Source organism: Sulfitobacter faviae, assembly GCF_029870955.1.
In the GTDB taxonomy this organism is placed as follows: Bacteria; Pseudomonadota; Alphaproteobacteria; order Rhodobacterales; family Rhodobacteraceae; genus Sulfitobacter; species Sulfitobacter faviae.
The window spans coordinates 1,128,141-1,152,282 of record NZ_PGFQ01000001.1 but is presented as its reverse complement, the minus strand read 5'-3'; the positions used below and the strand labels follow the sequence as shown (position 1 = coordinate 1,152,282).

Sequence of the window (24,142 nt, the reverse complement as noted above, 5' to 3'; positions counted from 1 at the left end):
GTCAGACCTCGGCGACATGCTGAGTGAACAGATCTCGCGCACGTTGCCAGACGGCATGATCCGTCTTTGGCAGCGCCTGTAGGGTCGGCAGCAACTGGCCCGCGAAATCCTCTGAGCTTTCGCGCGGCAGCATGGATGGCAGGTTGTCGATGGCCATGACATCCAGCGGCGGGGCGTCATGTACGCGCAGCGCTGGCTCCGCCCAAGTGGTCGCGCGGTCATAGACCTGCACCGGATTGAAGGCGCTGTCGGGGTCGCAGGCGATGTCGCCGATCACGCGCAGGGCGCGCTCGGCCTGAGGGGCATCGGGGCGGATAAAGGCGGGGGTGTCTGGCCCTGCGAGGATGCAGTTGAAGAAATAGGCGTGGTCGAGGATCTCGGGGAAGGGCCCGCCGTGGGCCGTCTCTGCCATGTCCCAACCGGTGACGGGGATGCCAAGTGCCGCGCAAAGATCGCTCGCCCCACGGCCCACCCGGCCTAAGGCCCCGATGACAAGCGCGCGGTCGCCGCTCGCGTCAACTTGGGCAAGCTCTTCGGTCAATGCGGCTTTCAGCGCTTCGGCGTTAGCGTAGGGCGCAACCGGGCCGCAGGTCTCTCCGCGCAGCTGCGCGATGCGGCATTTGACCGAGACGGCCGCTCCCGCGAAACCGGCCCAATAGCCAAAGGCGGCAACGCGGCGGCCAGTGTCATCGGTCAGGTACTCCAAATCCAGCAGCGTGCCGCCGCCCGCCTTGAACCGCTCCAGCAGTTTGCGGCCCGAGGATTGGCCCTTGTAGGCATGGCCGAACATGATGTGCGTATGCGGCAGGGGCGTGCCGTCTTCGGGCAGTTCCTTTAGGCCAAAGATCACCGCATCGCGCGGGGCGTCTGGCCAGCTATGGGCCGGAACGATCTCACAGCCCGCCTGCGCATAGGCGGCGGTGGGGATTACGCGGCTGTCGCTGTCTTCGACGCTCACCTTCATGCCGGGTGCGATCAGCGCGGCGGCCCCTTCGGGCGTCAGCCCCGTGCGGGTCTCATTGTCGCGCTGCTCGGCGCGGAGCCATAGGTGGGTCATGCCAAGAATCCTTTCGCGCGCATGGTCTTGACGCTGTCGCGGTCTTCCATCCGGGCGGCGAAGGCGTCGAGCCGTGGGTAGGCCGCACGGTCGACCCCGTCACCGGCCAGCCACCCCGAGACGACAAAGAGATAGGGATCGGCCAGCGACAGGGCATCGCCCGCCACGAAGTCACCCCTAAAGGCGTGGTTCTCGATATAGGCGGCGCAATCGGCCATGGTCTGCGGCACCTTGGCTTTCATATCGTCAAAGCTGGATTGCTGATCGGCCCAGCGGTGGCCGCGCATTTTATGCGCGTGGGCCACATGCATGGTCGAGGCGAGGTAGTACATTACCCCGCGCATATGGGCTGCGTGTTCAGGGTCGGCAGGGACCAGCCCCGCATCGGGCGCGCGGGCGGCGACATAGTCCAAAAGCGCGCCGGTCTCGGTCAGGGCGCTGCCCGCTTCGGTCACGAGGGTCGGCACCCGGCCCTTGGGGTTCAGCGCCAGATAGGGTGCTGCGGTCTGTTCGGCGCTGGCGAAATCGACCTTCACCGGCTCATAGGCCAGCCCCGCTTCTTCGAGGGCGATGGCAACGGCGACCGAGATCGTGCCGGGGGCGTAGTGAAGTTTCAGCATGGGTCAGCCTTTCGCGGGCGAGGGGTTACATATGCGTTTGTGCAAGGCGGCGGTCGGGCCGGTCAAGATGCGGCACGGCGTTGAACAGCACCGGCGACCAATGCCCGCCGATGGGAAAGAGCCGGTGCATCGACGTATGCATGATCGCCAGCGCCAGCCGCGCCATCGCCGGAATCCCCACGCCCATCGCCTGCGCCATCGCCAGAGAGATCAACCCGCCCGAGGTCACCACCAGCGCCGGGCCTTCGCCCTCGGCGATCTCGGCGAGGACGGATTGCACCCGCGTCTCGAAACTTTCATAGGTTTCTGGCGTATCGGCAAGCTTGCCCGCTTTCCAATAGTCAAAGACCTGCGGCAGGTGGTGCACGAACTCACCCTCGCGGGGGAAGGGCACCTTGTGCTGCTGCTCCATTAGATTGGCGAGGGTGAAATACGCCAGCTCGTTCAACCGTGCGTCGCGGATCGGCTCCAGCCCGGTGTTCATCCCCTCCGCCGTTTCGATATGACGGGTCAACGTGCCGGTATAGAGCCTTGTGTGGTAGGTCTCGCTCTGGCGCAGATGGTCGCCCAGCCACGCGGCTTGCTCATGGCCAAGCGGGCTGAGTTGGTCATAGCTCAGCTCGTCCTTGGCGGTGGAATTGGCTTGGCCGTGGCGGATCAGGGTAATGTGGGACATCAAATGGCTTTCACTGTTCGCCCAAGTGATAGGGCAGCTTGTCGGGCCATACAATGCAATGCGCCGCAATGCACTGGCGCGGCGTTTATCCGTGACGGGGTGTCGGGATTGGCCCCTGACAAGCGCCGGATTTTGCCTATAGTTTGGGCAATAGCCAAGGGGAGGGGGCAGCCATGGCCGAGAGGATCACATTCACGCTTGATGGGCAGACCGTCGAGGCCGAGGCCGGCATGACCATTTGGGAAGTGGCCAACGGTCGGGGTTTGAAAATCCCGCATCTGTGCCATAAACCCGCCCCGGCTACCGCCCCGATGGCAATTGCCGCGCCTGTATGGTTGAGATCGAGGGTGAGCGCGTGCTGGCGGCGTCCTGCATCCGCGAACCTGCCGAGGGGATGGTCGTCACCACCAACAACGCGCGGGCCGAGAATGCCCGCAAGATGGTGATGGAACTGCTGCTGGCCGACCAACCCGCGCAGGACGTGGCGCATGACAAGTCGAGCCACATGCGCGAAATGGCGGCGCTGAATGGCGTAGAGGAAAGCCGTTTTCCGAAGTTGGAGCGTGACCGCGTGCCGCTTTTGGACGACAGCCATGTGGCGATGCGGGTCAATCTCGACGCCTGTATCCAGTGCAACCTTTGCGTTCGCGCTTGCCGTGAGGTGCAGGTCAACGACGTGATCGGCATGGCGGGACGCGGCCATGACGCCTATCCGGTCTTCGACATCGACGATCCCATGGGTGCCTCGACCTGCGTGGCCTGCGGCGAATGCGTGCAGGCCTGTCCCACCGGCGCGCTGATGCCCGCAAGCGTGGTCGACGAGGGGCAGGTCGGTGACTCTGCCGACTTTGACAAGGAGGTCGCCAGCGTCTGCCCCTTCTGCGGCGTCGGCTGCCAGATCTCGCTCAAGGTGAAGGACAACAAGGTCAAATATGTCGAAGGGATCAACGGCCCAGCGAACGAGGGACGGCTCTGCGTCAAGGGGCGCTTTGGTTTTGATTACATCCACCACGACCACCGCCTGATCAAGCCGCTGATCCGCCGCGACGACGCGCCCGCCAAGGGGCTGAACGTCGACCCCGGCAACTGGGGCGAGGTGTTCCGCGAGGCGACCTGGGACGAGGCGCTCGATTTTGCCGCCAAGGGCCTGAAAGGGCGCGGGCGCGAAGTGGCGGGTTTCGGCAGCGCCAAATGCACCAATGAGGAAGCCTATCTGTTCCAGAAGATGATCCGGCAGGGGTTTGGTCACAACAACGTCGATCACTGCACGCGGCTGTGCCATGCCTCCTCGGTCGCGGCGCTGATGGAGAATGTCGGGAGCGGCGCGGTCACCGCCACCTTCAACGAGATCGAGAATGCCGATGTGGCCATCGTGATCGGTGCCAACCCGGTGGAGAACCACCCCGTCGCTGCGACCTATTTCAAGCAGTTCACCAAACGCGGCGGCAAGCTCATCGTCATGGACCCGCGCGGGCAGGGCCTGCGCCGGTTTGCGTCGCATATGCTGCAATTCCGCCCCGGTACCGACGTGGCGATGCTGAACGCGATCATGCATGTGATCGTGGAGGAAGGTCTTTACGACGAACAATACATCAAAGCCTATACCGAGAACTGGGAGGCCGAGAAGGCGCATCTGAAGGTCTTCCCGCCCGAGGCCATGGCCGCCGTCTGCGGCATTGAGGCCGAGGTGCTGCGCGACGTGGCGCGGACCTTCGCCGGGGCCAAAGCGGGGATGATCTTCTGGGGCATGGGGGTGAGCCAGCACATCCACGGCACCGACAATTCGCGCTGCCTGATTTCGCTGGCGCTGATGACAGGCCATGTCGGCCGCCCCGGCACCGGGCTGCACCCCCTGCGCGGGCAGAACAACGTGCAGGGCGCCTCGGACGCGGGCCTCATCCCGATGTTCCTGCCCGACTACCAGCCCGTCGGCGACGACGGCGTGCGCTCGGCTTTCACGGAGGTTTGGGGCTCGGATGATTTCAGCGCCGAGAAGGGGCTGACGGTGACCGAGATCATGGACGCGGTGCACGAGGGCGAAATCAAGGCGATGTATGTGCTGGGCGAGAACCCGGCGATGTCGGACCCGGATGTCGATCACGCCCGCGCGGCGCTCGCGAAGCTCGACCATCTCGTGGTGCAGGATATCTTCCTGACGGAGACCGCGAATTATGCCGACGTGATCCTGCCCGCCTCTGCCTTTGCCGAGAAGTCCGGCACGGTGACCAACACCAACCGGCAGGTGCAGATGGGCCGCCCGGCGGTGACGCCGCCCGGAGAAGCGCGCGAGGATTGGTGGATCGAGGTGGAACTGGCCAAGCGGCTGGGGCTGGGCTGGAACTACACAAGCCCGGCGGAGGTCTTTGCCGAGATGAAGCGCAACATGGCCTCGCTCGACAATATCACATGGAACCGGCTGGCGCAGGAGAATGCGGTGACCTACCCGTCGCTCAGCGAAAACGATCCCGGGCAGGCCATTGTCTTTAGCGACGGGTTCCCCCGGCCCGAAGGCCGCGCCAAATTCACCCCCGCCGCGATCGTGGCCCCGGATGACGCGCCCGATGACGCCTATCCGATGATCCTGACCACTGGGCGGCAGTTAGAGCATTGGCACACCGGCTCGATGACCCGGCGCTCCAAGGTGCTCGACGGACTGGAGCCGGAGGCGAATTGCTCGCTCCACCCCTCGACCCTGCGCCGCCTTGGCGTGCCCCCGGGGGAGCATGTGCGGCTGTCGACCAAACGCGGCAGTATCGAGATCATGGCCCGCGCGGATCGCGCCGTGGCGCCCGACATGGTTTTCCTGCCCTTCGCCTATGTCGAATCGGCGGCGAATATCCTGACAAATCCAGCGGTTGACCCCTATGGCAAGATCCCGGAGTTTAAGTTCTCTGCCGTCAGGGTGGAGGCGGCGAAAGGGGCCGTCGCCGCCGAGTAAGGAAAGTTTGGAAGAATGAAGATTGATGCCGCCCGATTTTTGAAAGACCTGCACGACCTGCGCGCCATTGGCGCTGCGGGTGTGGGCAAGGGCGTGGTGCGCCCGGCCTATTCCGCCGCCGATGTGGAAGCGCGCGAATGGCTTGCCGGGCGGATGCGCGATGCGGGGCTGAAGGTCGAGGTCGATGCCATGGGCAACCTCTTTGGGCTTGCTGACGGCCCGTCGATCCTGTTGGGGTCGCATTCCGACAGCCAGCCTGAGGGTGGCTGGCTTGATGGGGCCTTGGGCGTGATCGCCGCGCTTGAAGTCGCCCGCGCGGCGGGTGAGGCCGGAGGGCCTGCGGTCTCGGTCGTGTCCTTTCAGGACGAAGAGGGGCGCTTTGGCGTGACCACCGGGTCGACGGTCTGGTCCGGCGCTTTGGATCAGGCCAAAGCCGATGGCTTTACGGATGACGCCGGGGTCAGCTTGGCCGAGGCGCGCCGCGCGATGGCGGATATGGTCACCGGCCCCGTCGATCCCGCGCAGTTCACCGGCTATATCGAGTTGCACATCGAACAAGGGCCGACGCTGGATGACAGTGGTGAGCAGATCGGCGTGGTCAGCGACATCGTCGGCATTCGCGATATGAAGGTGATCTTCGAGGGCCAGCAGAACCACGCGGGCACCACGCCGATGGCGGTGCGGCGCGATGCTTTTCAGGCGGTGTCGGAATTCAACAGTCTACTCAACGACCGGCTGCGCAATGTGGTGACGCCGAGCACCGTCTGGACCATCGGCCATGTCAGCCTGCACCCCAATGCCTCGTCCATCGTGCCGGGCAAGGCGGTGTTTTCCATGCAATGGCGCGACGGCGATAGCGACCGTCTGGGGCGGATGGAGAAGATCATCCGCGAAACCGCGCAAGAGGTGGCCGAGACACGCGGGATGGAGTTGTCCTTTGGCCCGATGCTGGGGCTGGAGCCGGTTGCCATGGAAGCGCGGCTGCGCGATGCGCTGGCGAAGGCGGCTGAAGCGGTGGCGCCCGGAAAATGGCGCAAGATGCCCTCGGGTGCCCTGCATGACGCGACCAATGTGGCGCGGCTGATGCCGGTGGCGATGCTTTTCGCGCCGTCGATCGGCGGGATCAGCCATGCCTTCGAAGAAGACACGGATGAGGCCGATTTGGTCGCGGCAGTCGAGGTGTTGGGGCGGGCGGTGGCGGCGCTCTAAACGCGCTCAGTCCCAGTCCACATCGCCGAGGAAGATATAGCCCGCGCCGTAGATCGTCTTGATCAACTGCGGGTTCTTCGGGTCTTCGCCAAGCTTCGTGCGCAGCCGCGAGATGCGCACGTCCATCGCCCTGTCGAAGCTTTCCGAGGCGACGCCGCCGAGGCTTTCTTGCATTTGCGCGCGGCTGATCAGGCGTTTCGGCGCGTCGAGGAAGAGCCGCAGCACCTCGCCCTCGGCATGGGAAAAAGTCACTTCGGCGCCCGAGGCGTCCTGCAAGACATAGCGGTCGAAATGCGCGGTCCAGCCGTTGAACCGCGCCGTGGTGCCGGCCTGCGGCGTCGGCTTGGCGCTGCGCAGGCGGGCGCGGATGCGGGCCACGACCTCGGCCGGGTCGAAGGGTTTGATGATGTAGTCGTCGGCGCCAAGCTCCAGCCCCGTGACCCGATCCTGCACCTGCGCGCGGCCCGAGATGATGATCACGATGGCACCCTGCTCCAGCGCCAGACGGTGCACCAGTGTCAGCCCGTCGGTGTCAGGCAGCGACAGATCGACGAGGCAGACATCCGGCGTATGGCTCGCCAATGCGGCCTCAAAGGCCCGCGCGCGGCCAAAGCTGAGCGTGTCGAAGCCCGCTTCCTCCAGCGTGTCCGACAGCATCTGCCGGATCTCCGGTTCGTCGTCGAGGATGGTGACCAGCGGGCGCGGGGCGGTATCACGGCTCATGGGGCGGTGGCTTTCAATGGGGCGATCAACGCTTGCAGATCGTCTTTTTCAAAGGGTTTGCGCAGCACCGGCGCGAGGGTCTGGGCCTCGACAAAAAGCGGGTGATCGGGGGCAGGGAGGTCATCAGCAAAAGCGGCAGGCTGCTGCCGACGCGGCGGGCAAGGTCGATCCCGGTGCCCTCGCCCGAAAGCTGGATGTCCGACAGCACCAGCGCGATGTCGGGCAGATCGGCGATGAGGGCGGTGGCCTCATCCGCGCTGGTGGCCTCGATCACCGAATGGCCCTGATCCATCAGCATGTCGCGCACCACGGCGCGGATATCGGTGGTGTCCTCGACCAGCAGCACCAGCCCGGTGGTGGCGGGCACGGCGGCGCGGTAGGGCAGGCGCAGGCTGATCTGCGCGCCGCCCTCGGGCGCATTGCTCAGCCGCAGGTCGCCACCTGAGGATTTGGTCATGTCATAGACCATTGACAGGCCCAGCCCTGACCCCTCGCTGCCCTTGGTGGTAAAGAACGGCTCGACCCCACGCTCCAGCGCCGAGGGCGCAAAGCCCGGCCCGGTGTCGTGGATCACCCATTCGATCCATGTGTCATGCACCAGCCGTTGGGTCAGCGTGATCGTGCCCCGCGCGCCGCAGGCGTCGCGGGCGTTGAGGATGAGGTTCAACAGCGCATCCTGCACCCGGCCTTTGTCGAGTAGCACCGCGCCCTCGGGCGCGTCATTGCGCACCACCAGCGCGCATTTCGGCGGCAGGGTGGGGGCGGCGAGGGTCGAAAGCTCACTCAGCAACGCGGCGGGGTCGGTGGCCGCGGGGCGCAGGGCGCGGGGTTCGGTCACATCAGCGATGGAGCTGAGCAGCGTGCCGCCCCGCCGTGCGGCGGCCAAGGTGCCTTCGACCAATTCACCCGCTTGTGGCGGCATGTCGGGCAGCCGGGCGAGTTTCGATTGCATCCCGAGGATGATCGTCAAAAGGTTCGAGAAGTCATGCGCCAGCCCAGAGATCATCCGCGAGGCCAACTCGCGTTTCAGCGTCTGTTGCAGGGCGACGCGGGTCTGGGTCTCTTCGGTGATGTCCATCGACAGGATATAGACCCCGCCGCGCCCGTCTGGGGTAAAGGCACCGCGGATGCGGCGGGCGGATTCGTCATGGGTGAATTCGATCACCGCCGGGCTGCCCGCATAGGCTTGGGTCAGCGCGGGTTTGATCCGCGCATAGGCCGCCGCCCCAAGCGCGTCACTGATATGCAGCCCGTAGATGTTGCTGGGCCGCCCCGGCATCACGCTGGAGAGGCGGCGGTTGGAGTAGATATAATGCCCGCTCGCGTCGACATGGGCGATATGGGCGGGCATCATTTCGGTCGTGAGCCGGGTGCGGGCCTCACTTTCGGTGACCTGTCGCTTGGCTTCCTCCAGCGCGGTGATCGTCGCCTCCAACTGGCGGTTCGTGGCGGCGAGTTGTTCGGCATGGGACAGCAGTTGATCGCTCAGCGCGTCCGACCGTGCGCGCAACAGCGCCTCTTGCCGCTTGGTGTTGGTGATATCGGTATAGACGGTGACCCAGCCGCCTTGGGGCAGGGGCGAGCCTTCGACGCTGATGGTGCGCCCGTTCGAGCGGGTCCGCTCCATGTAATGCGGCACGAAGGCGCGGGCCTGTTCCACCCGTTCGGCGACGAAAGCGTCGACATCCCCCACCTCGCCATACTCGCCGGTGCCAGCCAGATGACGGATCGTATCCTCAAAGGGCGCGCCGGGGGTCACCAGCCGATCCGGCAGGTCGAACATGGATTGAAACGGGGCGTTGCAGACCGCGAGCCGAAGGTCGCTGTCATAGATGGTCAGCGCCTGAGCGATCAGGTTCAGACCGGCATTGGTCAGCGCTTTGGTTTGGTCGTCGGTGATCTGCATCGGCATCCTTTCGCATAGGGCTAGCACCGCGCGGGCGAAAGGCAAAGAGCCGCGCGTAAATCGCGCTTGACCTTCTTGCGCTGGAGGCCCCGAGAAGCGCGCCGAATGGAAATCTGAAAGGCAGAGCATGAACAAGAAAATCGGAGCAGGCGCAGCGGCGGCACTGGTCTTGGCAGGCGGGTATATCTGGTGGCAGAGCGAAGAGACTCCGGCCCCCACTGCCAGCGGCGCGGCCATGGTGAAGGTCACCGTGCCAGAGAGCCTGAGCGGACCCGCGCAGATCGGCGCACGGGCGTTCGAGGCAAAATGCGCCGCCTGCCACGGGGTCAACGCCGCCGGGCGCGAGGGGGTTGGTCCGCCGCTGATCCATAAGATTTATGAGCCCAGCCACCACGGCGATGCATCCTTCATGGTCGCGGCCACCAATGGCGTGCGCCAGCATCACTGGTCTTTCGGCAATATGCCTCCGGTCGAAGGGATTACCCCGGCAGAGGTGAAATCCATCGTGACCTATGTGCGCGAAGTGCAGCGCGCCAATGGGATCGACTAGCGGAAAATGGGCCGCGGGGGTGCTGTAACAATTCGTTAGAATTCGGAAAAGATCAGGAAAAAGTTGACCTCCACAAAAAAGAGAACGTCACTTGTGGGATCATAGAATCGCACAAGCGATCGAACCCGCCGGGGAGGGCGGGCATGGGAGGAAGACAATTTGGCCAAGCCGCTGACGCGTGCCGACGGACCTCAGTCCGTGCCGGCGCTGTTGCACCGCAACGCAAGTGAATTCGCAAACGCCCCCGCTTACCGGGAGAAGGAATACGGGATCTGGCAGAGCTGGACCTGGTCGCAGACCCGCGACGAGGTCGAGGCGCTGGCGCTCGGGTTTCTTGAGCTGGGGCTGAACGAGGGCGATTTCGTCGCCATCATCGGGCGCAACCGTCCCTATCTCTACTGGGCGATGATGGCAGCCCAAATGGCCGGTGCCGTGCCAGTGCCGCTCTATCAGGACGCCAATGCCGAAGAGATGGCCTATGTCATGGGCCACTGCGGCGCGCGCCTTGCCGTGGTCGGCGATCAGGAGCAGGTCGACAAGATTATTGAGGTGCAGGACCAGCTGCCCGACTTCGAGCGGATGATCTACCTCGACCCGCGCGGCCTGCGCAAATACGACCATTCCAAGCTCGACCAATATACCGCCGTGCAGGAGATGGGCCGCGCCAACCGCGAGAAACATATCGCCGAGTTGGAGGCGCGTCAGGCCAAGCTGGATTACGATTCCACCGGCGTGATGCTCTATACCTCGGGCACCACCGGCAAGCCCAAGGGCGTGGTGCTGAGCAACCGCAACGTGATCGAGACGGCGAAGTCGTCGTCGGAGTTCGACGACCTCAAGCGCAATGACGAGATCCTCGCCTATCTGCCGATGGCATGGGTGGGGGACTTCATCTTCTCCGTAGGTCAGGCGCTTTGGACCGGCTTCTGCACCAACTGCCCCGAAAGCGCCGACACGATGCATGTCGACCTGCGCGAGATTGGGCCGACCTATTACTTCGCCCCGCCGCGCGTGTTCGAGACGCAGCTCACCTCCGTCATGATCCGCATGGAGGACGCGAGCCGGTTCAAGAAGTGGCTCTTCGACACTTTCATGGCCCATGCCCGCAAGGTCGGCCCTGCCATTCTGGACGGCAAGAAAGTGTCCGCTTGGGACCGCGCGAAATACGCACTGGGCGAGTTGATGATCTATGGCCCGCTGAAGAACACCCTCGGCTTTAGCCGCGTGCGCGTGGGCTATACCGCCGGTGAGGCGATCGGCCCGGAGATCTTCGATTTCTACCGCTCGCTCGGCATCAACTTGAAGCAGCTCTACGGCCAGACCGAGGCAACGGTGTTCATCACCGCGCAGCCCGATGGCGAGGTGCGCAGCGATACCGTGGGCGTGACCTGCCCGGGCGTGGAGTTGAAAATCGCTGACAATGGCGAGGTCTTCTACCGCTCGCCGGGCGTTTTCGTGGAATACTACAAGAACCCCGAAAGCACCGCCGACACCAAGGACCCGGAAGGCTGGGTCGCCACCGGCGACGCGGGCTTCATCGAGGAAAGCTCGGGCCATCTGCGCATCATCGACCGCGCCAAGGACGTAGGCCAGATGGCCGACGGCAGCCTCTTCGCGCCGAAATACGTGGAGAACAAGCTCAAGTTCTTCCCCAACATCCTCGAGGCCGTGGTCTTCGGCAACCAGCGCACCGAATGCACCGCCTTCATCAACATCGACCTGACGGCGGTGGGCAACTGGGCCGAGCGCAACAACATCGGCTACGCCTCCTATCAGGAACTGGCGCGGCATCCGCAGGTGATGGACACGATCCAGTCCCATGTGGAGGAGGTGAACCGCTCGGTCGCCGAGGACGAGATGCTTTCGGGCTGTCAGGTGCACCGCTTCGTGGTGCTGCACAAGGAACTCGACGCCGACGATGGCGAGCTGACCCGCACCCGCAAGGTGCGCCGCAAGATCATCGAGGAGAAATACGCCGACATCATCGCCGCTCTCTATGACGGCTCCGACAAGGTCAGCACCGAGACGGAAGTGACCTACGAGGACGGCCGCAAGGGCTCGATCAAGGCGACGCTCGAAATCCGCGAGGCCGCGGTGCAGCCGGTCAGCCGCCGGATGGCAGCGGAATGAGCGCGGCCAGCGTCAGTGCCGGGCAGGCGGGAACTATGGAAAGGGACAGCGTGAAAGATCAGGCTGACAGCTATGTCACCGACGACGGCCGCACCATCGGCCCGACGGTGATGGAGATGAAGAACATCACCCTGCGCTTCGGCGGCGTGGAGGCGATCAAGGATATTTCCTTCGACATCCGCGAGGGCGAAATCCGCGCGATCATCGGGCCGAACGGGGCGGGCAAGTCCTCGATGCTGAACGTGATCAGCGGCTTCTACGTGCCCCAAGAGGGCGAGGTCTGGTACAAGGGCGCCAAGCGGCCCCCGATGAAACCCTATCAGGTGGCCCAGCAGGGCATCGCCCGGACCTTCCAGAACATCGCGCTTTTCGAGGGCATGTCGGTGCTCGACAACGTGATGACGGGGCGTCTGACGCAGATGAAGACCGGGATGCTGGCGCAGTCCTTCTGGAAAGGCCCGGCCGAGCGTGAAGAGATTGAGAACCGCGAGATCGCCGAAAAGGTCATCGACTTCCTTGAGATTCAGGCGATCCGCAAGACACCCGTGGCGCGTCTGCCCTACGGTCTGAAGAAACGGGTCGAGCTGGCCCGCGCGCTGGCCGCCGAGCCGACGATCCTGCTGTTGGACGAGCCGATGGCGGGCATGAACGTCGAAGAGAAAGAGGACATGAGCCGCTTCATCCTCGACGTGAACGACGAGTTCGGCACCACCATCGCGCTGATCGAACATGACATGGGCGTGGTCATGGACCTGTCCGACCGCGTGGTCGTGATGGATTACGGCCGCAAGATCGGCGACGGCTCGCCCGACGAGGTGCGCAACAACCAAGAGGTGATCGACGCCTATCTGGGGGTGGCCCATGACTGAGGCCCGTTTGATCACCCGCAACGACACTGCCGTTCTGACTTTGGGGAGGGCCAATGATGCCTGAGCAACTGGCGTTTACGATCGAGGTCTTTCTCAACGGGCTGATGGCCGGGGTGCTTTACGCGCTCGTGGCGCTCGGCTTCGTGCTGATCTACAAGGCTTCGGGCATCTTCAACTACGCCCAAGGCGTCATGGCGCTGTTCGCCGCGCTGACGCTGGTGGGCGTGATGGAAGGGCAGGTGCCTTTCGGCCATTTGATCAACGCGATCCTTGGCACCGAGGTGCATCACTTCGGCTGGCACATTCCGGCGTTCCTTGCCATCGTGCTGACGATGGTCGTGATGATCGTGCTGGCCTATTGCGTGCAGCGCTTCGTCTTCCGCTACCTCGTGGGGCAAGAGCCGATCATCCTCTTCATGGCGACCATCGGTCTGGCCTATTTCCTCGAAGGGGTGGGCGACCTGATGTGGGGGTCCGAGATCAAGACGCTCGACGTCGGCCTGCCGCAGGGCATCAACGTCTGGATCGACGAATTCACCTATAACGCCACCGGCTACGGCTTCTTCATCGACAACCTCGATATCGTGGCTTCCATCGTCGCGGCGGTGCTCGTGATCGGGCTGGTGATGTTCGCACAATACACCAAGCAGGGCCGCGCCATGCGCGCCGTGGCGGACGACCACCAAGCCGCGCTTTCGGTCGGTGTCTCGCTGAACTTCATCTGGATCCTGGTCTGGTCGCTCGCGGGTTTCGTGGCATTGGTCGCGGGCATCATGTGGGGGCCAAGTCGGGCGTGCAGTTCTCGCTCTCGCTTATCGCGCTGAAGGCGCTGCCGGTGCTGATGCTGGGCGGCTTCACCTCGATCCCCGGCGCCATCGTCGGCGGGCTGATCATCGGCGTGGGCGAGAAGCTCTTCGAGTTCCTCATCGGCGCCCCCTTCCTTGGCGGCGCGACCGAGAACTGGTTCGCCTATATGCTGGCGCTGGTCTTCCTTGTCTTCCGCCCGCAGGGCCTGTTCGGGGAGAAGATCATTGAACGGGTTTGATACAGGCTACCCGGAAACTGTCCGGGGGACAGTTTCGCCTGTTCAAAGGGCGAAGCCCCGGATTGATAACGGCTTGGTGCGCGGCACGCGCGCACCCTATCGCAGGGCATTGCAGGCAAGCGCAGTGCAAATGACTACCGCAGAAGGGAAAGCAGTCTAATGTTCTATCGTGAAGCGGGCGATTTCAACACATCCTACGCCCAGGACCAGCAGACCTTCCCGATCCGGTTCGACCGGTACCGCTACTATCTGGTGCTGTTCATCGCGGTCTTTGTCGTGCCCTTCGTGGTCAACGACTACTGGGTGAACTCGCTGTTCCTGCCCTTCCTGATCTACGCCATCGCGGCGATCGGGCTGAACATCCTCGTGGGTTATTGCGGGCAGGTGAGCCTCGGCACCGGGGGCTTCATGGCGGTGGGGGCCTACGCCTGTTACAAGCTGATGACGGCCATGCCCGAGGTCAGCATGTTCATCCACATCCTGCTGGCGGGCGGCATCACCGCGGCGGTGGGCGCGCTCTTCGGCCTGCCGTCCTTGCGGATCAAGGGCTTTTACCTTGCCGTGGCCACGCTGGCGGCGCAGTTCTTCCTCGTGTGGCTGTTCAACCGGGTGCCGTGGTTCTACAACTACTCCGCCTCTGGCCAGATTAGCGCGCCCGAGCGGGACACCTTCGGCATCCTGATCACCGGCCCCAATACCGAAGCCTGGGCGACCTATATGTTCTGCCTGATCTTCACTGTGGGCTCGGCGCTGGTGGCACGCAACCTGACGCGCGGCTCGGTGGGCCGTAAGTGGATGGCCATCCGCGACATGGACATCGCCGCCGAGATCATCGGGGTGAACCCGCTGCGCGCCAAGCTCACGGCCTTTGCGGTCAGCTCCTTCTTCATCGGCATCTCCGGCGCGTTGTTCTTCTCGATCTACCTCGGCGCGGTGGAAGTGGGCGAAGCCTTTGGCATCAACAAATCGTTCCTCGTGCTCTTCATGATCATCATCGGGGGCTTGGGCAGCATCTTCGGCAGCTTCGCCGGGGCGGCGTTCCTTGTACTGTTGCCTGTCTTGCTCAAGATCGTCGGCGTGGACTGGCTGGGCTGGCCCACGGATATCGTGGCGCATTTGCAGCTGGTGATCGTGGGCGGGCTGATCGTGGTCTTCCTGATCGCAGAGCCGCACGGGCTGGCGCAGCTGTGGCGCGTGGCCAAGGAAAAACTGAGATTGTGGCCCTTCCCGCACTAAGCGGGAGCCATGAAAAGCGAGGCCGGAGGGAGGAAACCCGGCCCAAACACCCAAGTCGGACAATCCAAGGGAGGAAACACCGATGAAATACAAACTGGGAACACTGGCCGTAGCTGGCCTGATGGCCGCAAGCCCTGTGATGGCGGACCTTGTCTTTCCGTCGCTGAGCTATCGCACCGGGCCCTATGCCGCGGGCGGCATCCCCTTCGCCGACGGCTATGCCGATTACTTCACCCTGCTCAACGAGCGTGACGGCGGCATCGGTGGCGAGCCTATCCGCGTCCCGGAATGCGAGACTGCCTATAACACCGAGAAGGGCGTGGAATGCTACGAATCCACCAAAGGTGAAGGCGCGTTGGTGTACCAGCCGCTCTCGACCGGCATTACCTACCAGTTGATCCCCAAGGTCACCGCCGATGACATCTCGATGCTGACCTCCGGTCTGGGCCGTACCTCGGCCAAGAACGGCAATGTCTTCAGCCATGTCTTCAACTTCCCGGCCAACTATTGGGATGGCGCCTCGGTCGCGGTGAAACACATCATGGAGCAGGAGGGCGGCAGCCTTGAGGGCAAGAAGATCGCGCTGGTCTACCACAACTCTGCCTATGGCAAGGAGCCGATCCGCACCCTGCAGGAACTGAGCAAGAAACATGGTTTCGAGCTGAAGGAAGTGCCCGTCGACCACCCCGGTCAGGAGCAGAAATCACAGTGGCTGCAAATCCGCCGTGACAAGCCCGACTATGTGATCATGTACGGTTGGGGCGTGATGAACCAAGTTGCCGTTCAGGAAGCCGCCAACATCCGCTTCCCGATGGACAAGTTCATCGGCATCTGGTGGTCCGGCTCCGAGAACGACGTGCTGGCCGCGGGCGCCAAGGCCGATGGCTACAAGGCGCTGACCTTCCACAACGTCGGCTCCGACTATCCGCTCTATGACGACCTTCAGAAATACGTTGTCGACGCGGGCAAAGCCGCGGGCGCGGGCGATCAGGTCGGCTCCGTTCTGTACAACCGTGGCATCTACGCCGCGATGCTGGTGGCCGAGGCCGCGCGCACTGCGCAGGAGATTCACGGCGTGACCGACATCACCAGCGGCCAAATGCGCGACGGGATGGAGCAGCTCGAGATCACCGAAGAGAAGATGGCGGCGCTTGGCCTGCCGGACTTCGGACCTGAGTTCAGCGTCACTTGTGAGAACCACGGCGGCGAAGGCTTCGTGGCCGTGACCCAGTGGGATGCCGAGGCCAAGGAATGGAACCTCGTGTCGGACTTCATGCAGTCCGATCAGGACGTGATCCAGCCGCTGATCGATGCCGACAGCTCGGCCTATGCCGAGGAAAACGCCATCGAGGGCAACTGCTAAGAACCCTGCTCCCGGCCACCTTGCGGGTGGCCGGGGACATCTTCGAACCCCAAGAAAGGTCATGCCCATGCTGGATGCCGCCAACACCAATGACGTCGCAGTCGACAACCTGCTCGAGGTCAACAATATCGAGGTGATCTACAACCACGTCATCCTCGTGCTGAAGGGCGTCAGCCTGAATGTGCCCAAGGGCGGCATCACCGCGCTTCTGGGCGGCAACGGCGCGGGCAAGACAACGACGCTCAAGGCGATCTCGGGGCTGCTGGCCTCGGAACGTGGCGAGGTCACCAAGGGCTCGATCAAGTACCGCGGCGGCGCGATCCAGCATCAGGACCCCGCCGAGATCGTGAAACAGGGGGTCGTGCAGGTCATGGAAGGCCGGCACTGTTTTGAGCACCTCACCATCGAGGAAAACCTGCTCACCGGCGCCTATACGCGCAGCGACGGCAATGCCGCGATCCAGCAGGACCTTGAGATGGTCTATAACTATTTCCCCCGTCTGAAGGAGCGCCGCCGCTCACAGGCCGGATATACCTCGGGCGGCGAGCAGCAGATGTGCGCCATCGGCCGCGCGCTGATGTCGCGGCCCGAGACGATCCTTCTGGACGAGCCGTCGATGGGTCTGGCCCCGCAGCTGGTAGAGCAGATCTTCGAGATCGTGAAATCGGTCAACGAACAGGAGGGCGTGACCTTCCTGCTGGCCGAGCAGAACACCAACGTCGCCCTGCGTTTCGCGCATTACGGCTACATCCTCGAATCCGGGCGCGTGGTGATGGACGGTCCCGCCAAAGACCTGCGCGAGAACCAGGACGTGAAAGAATTCTACCTCGGCATGTCCGACGAAGGCCGCAAAAGCTTCCGCGACGTGCGCAGCTACCGCCGCCGCAAGCGCTGGCTCAGCTAAGCCGGCCCGCCCGGACCCGAAGGAAAGACTTAAGATGAGATCTGAGCGGGCCTATGCCCTCTCCAGTGATGCCATAGCAGGAAAGTGACAGGGATGCTGACCAAGCCCCATTTCGACGATCTGGAAACCCGCAGCGCCGACCAACGGGCGGCCGATTTGGCGCAGGCCTTGCCGCAGCAGATCGCCCGCGCGCAGGGCTTGGCGGGCTATGGCGACACGCTCAAAGGGGTGGATGCCGCGCAGATCACCTCCGCCGAAGCGCTGGCCGATCTGCCGGTTTTGCGCAAATCCGAACTGGGCAAGGCGCAGGCCGGCCAGCCGCCCTTCGGTGGCTTCACCACCAAGCCGGTGCATGACTTCTCCCATGTCTTCCAGTCGCCCGGTCCGATTTATGAGCCTTCGAGCAACGATCCCGACTGGTGGCGCATGGGGCGGTTCCTGCATGCCGCCGGGATCGGCGCGGGCGACGTGGTGCACAATTGCTTTGGCTACCACCTGACCCCCGCGGGCATGATCTTTGAAAGCGGCGCACGCGCCGTTGGCGCCACGGTGCTGCCCGCCGGCACCGGCCAGACCGAGCTTCAGGTCACCGCCGCCCGCGACGTGGGCTCCACCGCCTATGCCGGCACGCCGGATTACCTGAAGGTGATTCTCGAAAAGGCCGATGTCATGGGGGTGAAGCTGAACATCACCAAGGCGGCGGTCGGCGGCGGGGCGCTCTTTCCCAGCCTGCGCGCCTTCTACCAGGAGCGCGGCATCACTTGCCTGCAATCCTACGCCACCGCTGACCTGGGCAATATCGCCTATGAAAGCCCGGCGATGGAGGGGCTCATCGTCGACGAGCAGGTCATCGTCGAGATCGTCACCCCCGGCACCGGCATCCCGGTCGCCCCGGGCGAGGTCGGTGAGGTGGTGGTCACCACGCTCAACCCCGATTACCCGCTTATCCGTTTCGCCACCGGCGATCTCAGCGCCGTGCTGGAGGGCGAAAGCCCCTGTGGGCGCACGAATATGCGCATCAAGGGCTGGATGGGCCGCGCCGACCAGACCACCAAGATCAAGGGCATGTTTGTCCGGCCCGAGCAGGTCGCGGCGCTGGTCGCGCAGCACGACGAGATCGAGAAGGCCCGCGTCATCGCCAGCCGCGAAGGCGAGGCCGATGTCATGACGGTGCAGATCGAGACCGCCGGAGAGGATAAGGACGCTTATGCCCAATCCGTGGCCGATCTGCTCAAGCTCAAGGGCCGTGTCGAACTGGTCGCCCCCGGCAGCCTGCCGCGCGACGGGCTGGTGATCGAGGATACCCGCAGCTACGACTGAGGCGCGGCGTCGCGCCCTCTGGCATTTCCGAGTGAAATCGTCGAAATAGGGCGCATGACGCTGAACCCCGCCTCCACCGAGACGCCCCACCTGCGCCGCGCCCGTGACGGGCTGCGCGCGCTATCGGGCGTTGCCCTGACCGTGGCCCTCTTCTGCGCGCTGCCGATGCTGGCGGTGCTGATCGCCGCCCTCAGCGGCGGGACGGAGACGGTGCAGCACCTGATCGACACGGTGCTAGGGCGCTACACGGTGACGACGCTTCTCTTGGTGCTGCTGGTCTCTCTGGGCACCTTCGCCATCGGTGTGGGGGCCGCGTGGCTGGTCACGATGACGCGTTTTCCGGGGGCGAAGTTTCTAGAGATTGCGCTGGTGCTGCCGCTGGCCTTCCCGGCCTATGTGCTGGCCTATGCCTATACCCATGTGCTGGACCATCCCGGCATCGTGCAGACGGTGCTGCGCGACGTCACCGGCTGGGGGCCGCGCGATTACTGGTTCCCTGAGATCCGCTCGCTCGGCGGGGCCGCCGCGATGCTGGTGCTGGTGCTCTATCCCTATGTTTATCTGCTGGCGCGCGCGGCCTTCCTGCAGCAGAGCGGGACGACCTTTCTGGCCGCCCGCGCGCTCGGCTCCAGCGCATGGGCCGCGTTTTTCAAGGTCAGCCTGCCGCTGGCCCGACCCGCCATTGCGGGCGGCGTGCTCTTGGCGGTGATGGAGACCATCGCCGATTTCGGCACCGTGGCCTATTTCGGCGTGCAGACCTTCGCCACCGGTATCTACACCAGCTGGTTTTCCATGTTCGACCGCGCGGCAGCGGCGCAATTGGCGCTCTGCCTGTTGAGCTTCGCCCTGCTGCTGGCGATGCTGGAACGGGCGCAGCGCGGCAAGGCCAAGTATCACGACCCCGCGCGCCGGACCCAGTCCGCGCCGCCGGCCGAGTTGAAGGGCTGGCAGGCCGCGGCGGCGATCGTGCTTTGCGGGGTGCCGGTGCTGTTTGGGGCGGTGCTGCCGGTGGTAATCCTCGTGACCATGGGGCTCGACAGTGAGCAAAGCCTGTTCAGCCCGCGCTACCTTGGTTTCATGCGCAATTCGGTGACGCTTGCGGGGGTCGCGGCGGTGCTCACGGTGCTGGCGGCGATCAGCGTGGGGTTCTACCGGCGGCTGCGCCCGGGGCGGGTCTCGCAGGGCGCGGCCTATGTGGCGCGGCTTGGCTACGCGGTGCCGGGCGGGGTGATCGCGGTGGGTCTGCTGGTGCCTTTCGCGGCCTTCGACAACGCGCTCGACGCTTGGATGCGTGAGACCTTCGATATCTCCACCGGCCTTCTGATTACCGGGTCGATCTGGCTGCTGGTGCTGGCCTATCTGGTGCGCTTTCTGGCCGCGGCGCTTGGCGCCTACGAGGGCGGGCAGTCCATGGTGCATGCCAATATGGATGCCGCCGCACGCTCGCTGGGGCAGACGCCTCTGGGTACGTTGCGCCGGGTGCATCTGCCGATCCTCGCGCCCAGCCTGCTGACCGCGCTGCTGATCGTCTTCGTCGATGTGATGAAGGAACTGCCCGCGACGCTGATCATGCGGCCGTTCAATTATGACACGCTTGCGGTGCAGGCGTATCGGTTGGCGAGTGATGAGCGGTTGAACGGGGCCGCGGTGCCGAGCCTCGTGATCGTGGCGATGGGGTTGCTGCCGGTGATCCTGATCTGCCGACAGGTGGGGCGGCAGCGGTAGTTCCCGAGGGCCAGCGCCTGCCCGTGGGGTGGCGATCCTAACGTGGCTTCGTGCCACTTTACGATGCCGCTTTGGCGTGACTTCGATGACTTCCACCCAGCCTCACCAAATCGCCTCCCCGTCGCACCAAAGGTGCGCCGTTATTGATCGGCACGCCTTTGGCGTGACGGGACGGGCAGGCGATGGCCCGGCGCCTGCGGCTTGACTCCGGGCCGTCTGGCGATGAGGGCAGCGCCCTCCCTGGGGGGCGATGATCGGCCTGCTTTCTGCAATGCCATTGCCAAAGGCGCAGGCGCTGCGTCATGGGCCTGCGTTGCAAAATCGCCCTCCGGGGGGAGGGAGGGCGATGCCCGCCGTGGCGCCGGGCAGGGCGTTTGGAGGCAGCACAACACATAAAAAAGGCGGGCCCGAAAGCCCGCCTCCTGCGCGATGTCGTGCTGATTATTCCCAGCCGACCGAGTTGAAGATCTTCTGCGCGGTGCCGATGTTCTCGGCCACGTCCGACAGATTCACGTCGTCGGCCTTGAATTCACCCAACTGCTTCACGCTGTCGGCCAGCTCCACGCCTTCCACGGTGGGGAATTCGTCGTTGCCCGCCGAGAAGTAGACCTGCGCCTGATCCGAGGCGAGATACTCAAGGAACTTCACCGCGTTCTCACGGTTCGGCGCGTTCTTGGCCACACCGCCGCCCGAGAGGTTCATATGCGCGCCGTTGCCTTCCTGATCCGGCCAGATCACGCCGATCTTGCCGATATCGGCGCTGACGCCATCGACATCGGTGCGGATCGCACGGGCGAAATAGTAGCTGTTGGAGACCGCGATGTCGCACTCACCGGAAACGATGCCGCGCAGCTGGTCGGTGTCGCCGCCCTGCGGGGCGCGCGCCATGTTGTCGACCACGCCCTGCGCCCATTCGGTCGCGGCTTCTTCGCCCTCATGGGTCACGATAGAGGCCAGCAGGGTCTGGTTGTAGGTGTTGGTCGAGGACCGGATGCAGACCTGACCTTTGTACGCCGGATCGGCGAGGTCCATGTAGGTCTCGGGCGGGTTGTCCATCGTCTCTTTGTTGAAGAAGATGATCCGCGCACGCTGCGACAGGCCGAACCACTGGTTGTCGTCGTCTTGCAGGTTGGAGGGGATGCGCTCTTCCAGCGTCTCGCTCTCGACGGCTTGCAGCAGGCCCAAGTCCTTGGCGCGTTTGAGGCGGCTTGTGTCCACGGTCAGCAGGACGTCGGCGGGGGAGTTCGCGCCTTCGGCTTCCATACGCGCCAGCAGTTCGTCGGCCTTGCCTTCGATGCGGTTGATGGTGATGCCGGTCGCTTCGGTAAAGTCGGAGTAGAGCCGCTCATCGGTGTCGTAGTGACGCGAAGAGTAGAGGTTCAACTCGCCATCGGCCAGCGCCGGCAGGGCCAGCGCCATCAGCGCGGCGGCGGCAGTCGATGTTTTGCAGAAGGTCATATCAGGGTCCTGTTCCATTGGGATAACTTGACTGAAATAGTAAGAAACAGATTTCACCCTTTCCTGCAACCAATTCCGAGAGATTTGGTTGGAAAGCCCCCGGCCAAGCCGGGCCGGGGGCTGCGTGGTCAGTCTTTGCTGCCGATCTTGTCTTGGGTCTTGGTGTCGAAATCGCTGGCATCGTGACGCTCGTGCAATTGCATCGACAGGTCATCGCCGAAGGCGCGGTTGACCATCCGGCCCCGCGTCACGGCAGGGCGCGCGTCAATCGCCTCGGCCCAACGCATCACGTTCTTGTAAGAGGTCACATCGAGGAATTCTGCCGCGGAGTAGAGCCGACCGAGGACCAGCTGCCCATACCAGCTCCAGATCGCCATATCGGCGATGGAGTATTCATCGGCGAAATATTCGTGTTCGGCCAGATGTTTGTCCATCACGTCAAGCTGGCGCTTGGTCTCCATCGCGAAACGGTTGATGGGGTATTCGAACTTCTCGGGCGCATAGGCATAGAAATGCCCAAAGCCGCCGCCGAGGTAGGGCGCGCTGCCCATCTGCCAGAAGAGCCACGAGAGCGCCTCGGTCCGGCGGGCGGGGTCTTGGGGCAAGAAGGCGCCGAATTTCTCGGCGAGATAGAGCAGGATCGCCCCCGATTCGAAGACCCGCTGCGGCGCGTCGCCGGAACGGTCCATCAGCGCGGGGATTTTCGAATTGGGGTTCACCTCAACAAAGCCGGAGCCGAACTGATCGCCCTCGGAAATATCAATCAGCCATGCGTCATATTCCGCCGCCTTGTGTCCCGCCGCCAGCAGTTCTTCGAACATCACCGTGACTTTGACCCCGTTGGGCGTGGCGAGGGAGTAAAGCTGAAAGGGATGCTCCCCAACGGGCAGTTCCTTGTCATGGGTCGCGCCGGCGATGGGCCGATTGGTGCTGGCGAATTTGCCGCCGCTCTCTGATTCCCATTTCCAAACTTTGGGGGGCGTATATTCGGGCGTGTCCGACATGATGGTCTTCCTTGTTATTCAAGCCTGCCTTGAAAGTGGGGTTTTGCGCCGGGGTTGCAAGCAGATAGGCGCAACGAAAAAAGCCGCCCCCGAAGGAGCGGCCTTTAAATCGAATAGCTGCGAAGCTCAGCCCTGACGGGCTTTGAACCGGCGCTGCGTCTTGTTGATGACGTAAACGCGGCCTTTGCGACGCACAACACGGCAATCGCGATGCCGATTCTTGAGCGAGCGGAGCGAATTGCGAACCTTCATGGTCGTCTCCTCATGTCGTGGCGCGGGCCAGCGCCTGGGTTGCGGGCAACCCGCCAAGGGCGGGTCGATGAATAAATGGTGGGCGATACTGGGATCGAACCAGTGACCCCTTCGATGTCAACGAAGTGCTCTACCGCTGAGCTAATCACCCACTTTTCAGCGTTTCCGTAACGGCCCCAAAACTAAATGGGGCGCGAAATTTCGCGCCGTTGGGGTCCTATAAAAGGAGTCGGCGGCGGGATCAAGGGCTTTTGGCGCGGAATAAACACGCTATGTTCGACTTAGAGGAATTTATTATGCCGATGACCGCTTACGAAGTACTGCATCCGGACCGAAACCGCTCTTGCGTGGTCTTTGCATCGCCCCATTCGGGGCGGGATTATGCGGCGTCTTTCCTGCGGCGGACGGTTTTGGACGAACATGCGATCCGTTCGTCCGAAGATGCCTTTGTTGATCTCTTGTTCGACTGCGCACCGCTGCATGGCGCTTCTTTTATCAAAGCCGGGGCCCCGCGGGCCTATATCGACCTCAATCGCGCGCCTGAGGAGTTGGATCCGTCGGTCATCGAAGGCATTCCGCGGCAGGGCCATAACCCGCGCGTGGCCTCGGGGCTCGGGGTGATTCCCCGTGTGGTGGCCAATGGCCGGGCGATTTATCGCGGCAAACTGACCCAAGAAGAGGCGCAGTTGCGAATCGACAGCTACTGGCGGCCCTATCACGCGAAATTGCAGGAGTTGCTCAGCGGGGCGCATCGCCGCCATGGCCAAGCGGTGCTGGTCGATTGCCATTCCATGCCGCATGAGGCGATGGACGGCGTGGCCCGCGGTGGGATGCGGCGGCCCGATGTCGTGCTGGGGGACCGTTTCGGCGCGGCGGCGGGGGGTGAGGTGGTCGACCGGATCGAAGCGGCTTTCGTCGATGCGGGCTTCGTCGTGACGCGCAATTCGCCCTTCGCGGGGGCCTATATTACCCAAGCCTATGGCCGCCCGTCCCGGGGACAGCATGCGGTGCAGGTGGAAATCGACCGCGCGCTTTACATGAACGAGCGGTTGATTCGCCCCAATGGCGCTTTCGAAGCGGTGCAGGCGGCGTTGCAGCGTGTGGTGGCTGAGGTGGCGCAGATCGGGCAGGAGCGGCTTCCGCTCGCCGCGGAGTAG

The 24,142-nt window shown here is 63.8% G+C and carries 17 protein-coding genes, 1 tRNA gene and 3 pseudogenes; 12 read left to right on the top strand and 9 right to left on the bottom strand.

Annotated features, from left to right (window positions below):
• Position 1: 1 nt before the first annotated feature.
• Genes CUR85_RS05960 through CUR85_RS05950 form a run of 3 tightly spaced genes read right to left on the bottom strand, consistent with a single transcriptional unit; the run spans position 2 to position 2,353 of the window.
• Entirely contained in the window at positions 2 to 1,057 is a 1,056-nt protein-coding gene (locus CUR85_RS05960) for a saccharopine dehydrogenase (RefSeq protein WP_067267767.1), read from the bottom strand.
• Complete coding sequence (locus tag CUR85_RS05955; RefSeq protein ID WP_067267765.1) at positions 1,054 to 1,677, bottom strand: glutathione S-transferase family protein; 624 nt, start codon at positions 1,675 to 1,677, stop codon at positions 1,054 to 1,056. Before CUR85_RS05955 ends, CUR85_RS05960 begins: the two co-directional genes overlap by 4 nt.
• A gap of 25 nt (positions 1,678 to 1,702) precedes the next feature.
• Complete coding sequence (locus tag CUR85_RS05950) at positions 1,703 to 2,353, bottom strand: histidine phosphatase family protein (RefSeq protein WP_067267764.1); 651 nt, start codon at positions 2,351 to 2,353, stop codon at positions 1,703 to 1,705.
• A gap of 173 nt (positions 2,354 to 2,526) precedes the next feature.
• Here CUR85_RS05950 and fdhF point away from each other — a divergent pair.
• Both fdhF and CUR85_RS05940 read left to right on the top strand, forming a co-directional pair.
• Positions 2,527 to 5,291: pseudogene (fdhF, locus tag CUR85_RS05945) on the top strand (formate dehydrogenase subunit alpha).
• A 15-nt stretch (positions 5,292 to 5,306) separates the two neighbouring features.
• Positions 5,307 to 6,500, top strand: a complete 1,194-nt coding sequence (locus CUR85_RS05940) for a Zn-dependent hydrolase (protein ID WP_067267760.1) — start codon at positions 5,307 to 5,309, stop codon at positions 6,498 to 6,500.
• 6 nt (positions 6,501 to 6,506) lie between these two features.
• Here the strand turns inward: CUR85_RS05940 and CUR85_RS05935 are convergent, their stop codons facing one another.
• Together CUR85_RS05935 and CUR85_RS05930 are read right to left on the bottom strand one after the other, a co-directional pair.
• Entirely contained in the window at positions 6,507 to 7,223 is a 717-nt protein-coding gene (locus CUR85_RS05935) for a response regulator transcription factor (RefSeq protein WP_067267759.1), read from the bottom strand.
• A pseudogene (locus tag CUR85_RS05930) lies at positions 7,220 to 9,129 on the bottom strand (PAS-domain containing protein). The gene CUR85_RS05935 and the pseudogene CUR85_RS05930 overlap by 4 nt, the downstream one beginning before the upstream one ends.
• A gap of 127 nt (positions 9,130 to 9,256) precedes the next feature.
• Between CUR85_RS05930 and CUR85_RS05925 the strand changes: the two are divergent.
• From CUR85_RS05925 to CUR85_RS05885, 9 genes and pseudogenes are all read left to right on the top strand, one after another.
• Positions 9,257 to 9,679, top strand: coding sequence for a c-type cytochrome (locus CUR85_RS05925; RefSeq protein WP_067267755.1), 423 nt, complete (start codon positions 9,257 to 9,259; stop codon positions 9,677 to 9,679).
• Positions 9,680 to 9,838: 159 nt separating this feature from the next.
• Positions 9,839 to 11,809: an AMP-binding protein gene (locus CUR85_RS05920; RefSeq protein ID WP_067267753.1), complete on the top strand. Its 1,971-nt coding sequence runs from the start codon at positions 9,839 to 9,841 to the stop codon at positions 11,807 to 11,809.
• A 50-nt stretch (positions 11,810 to 11,859) separates the two neighbouring features.
• Positions 11,860 to 12,678 (top strand): ABC transporter ATP-binding protein, encoded by an 819-nt coding sequence (locus tag CUR85_RS05915; protein WP_067267781.1) that lies wholly within the window; start codon positions 11,860 to 11,862, stop codon positions 12,676 to 12,678.
• A gap of 56 nt (positions 12,679 to 12,734) precedes the next feature.
• Positions 12,735 to 13,723: pseudogene (locus CUR85_RS05910) on the top strand (branched-chain amino acid ABC transporter permease).
• 159 nt (positions 13,724 to 13,882) lie between these two features.
• Positions 13,883 to 14,959, top strand: coding sequence for a branched-chain amino acid ABC transporter permease (locus tag CUR85_RS05905; protein WP_067267750.1), 1,077 nt, complete (start codon positions 13,883 to 13,885; stop codon positions 14,957 to 14,959).
• Positions 14,960 to 15,041: 82 nt separating this feature from the next.
• Positions 15,042 to 16,322, top strand: coding sequence for an ABC transporter substrate-binding protein (locus CUR85_RS05900; RefSeq protein ID WP_067267748.1), 1,281 nt, complete (start codon positions 15,042 to 15,044; stop codon positions 16,320 to 16,322).
• 67 nt (positions 16,323 to 16,389) lie between these two features.
• Positions 16,390 to 17,226 carry an ABC transporter ATP-binding protein gene (locus tag CUR85_RS05895; RefSeq protein ID WP_067267747.1) on the top strand — a complete coding sequence of 279 codons (837 nt, stop codon included), beginning with the start codon at positions 16,390 to 16,392 and terminating at the stop codon, positions 17,224 to 17,226.
• 93 nt (positions 17,227 to 17,319) lie between these two features.
• Positions 17,320 to 18,546 carry a phenylacetate--CoA ligase family protein gene (locus tag CUR85_RS05890; protein WP_067267745.1) on the top strand — a complete coding sequence of 409 codons (1,227 nt, stop codon included), beginning with the start codon at positions 17,320 to 17,322 and terminating at the stop codon, positions 18,544 to 18,546.
• 54 nt (positions 18,547 to 18,600) lie between these two features.
• Positions 18,601 to 20,271: an ABC transporter permease gene (locus CUR85_RS05885; protein WP_136720266.1), complete on the top strand. Its 1,671-nt coding sequence runs from the start codon at positions 18,601 to 18,603 to the stop codon at positions 20,269 to 20,271.
• Positions 20,272 to 20,712: 441 nt separating this feature from the next.
• Here CUR85_RS05885 and CUR85_RS05880 read toward each other — a convergent pair whose 3' ends face one another.
• From CUR85_RS05880 to CUR85_RS05865, 4 genes are all read right to left on the bottom strand, one after another.
• Positions 20,713 to 21,729 (bottom strand): Fe(3+) ABC transporter substrate-binding protein, encoded by a 1,017-nt coding sequence (locus CUR85_RS05880; protein WP_067264182.1) that lies wholly within the window; start codon positions 21,727 to 21,729, stop codon positions 20,713 to 20,715.
• A gap of 128 nt (positions 21,730 to 21,857) precedes the next feature.
• On the bottom strand, positions 21,858 to 22,733 hold the full coding sequence (yghU, locus tag CUR85_RS05875) for a glutathione-dependent disulfide-bond oxidoreductase (RefSeq protein WP_067264177.1): 876 nt from the start codon (positions 22,731 to 22,733) through the stop codon (positions 21,858 to 21,860).
• Between the two features lie 126 nt (positions 22,734 to 22,859).
• Positions 22,860 to 22,985 carry a type B 50S ribosomal protein L36 gene (gene ykgO, locus CUR85_RS05870; RefSeq protein WP_005850168.1) on the bottom strand — a complete coding sequence of 42 codons (126 nt, stop codon included), beginning with the start codon at positions 22,983 to 22,985 and terminating at the stop codon, positions 22,860 to 22,862.
• A gap of 76 nt (positions 22,986 to 23,061) precedes the next feature.
• Positions 23,062 to 23,136, bottom strand: a tRNA-Val gene (locus CUR85_RS05865).
• 145 nt (positions 23,137 to 23,281) lie between these two features.
• On the opposite strand from CUR85_RS05865, the gene CUR85_RS05860 reads away from it, so the two are divergent.
• Positions 23,282 to 24,142 carry an N-formylglutamate amidohydrolase gene (locus CUR85_RS05860; protein ID WP_067264175.1) on the top strand — a complete coding sequence of 287 codons (861 nt, stop codon included), beginning with the start codon at positions 23,282 to 23,284 and terminating at the stop codon, positions 24,140 to 24,142.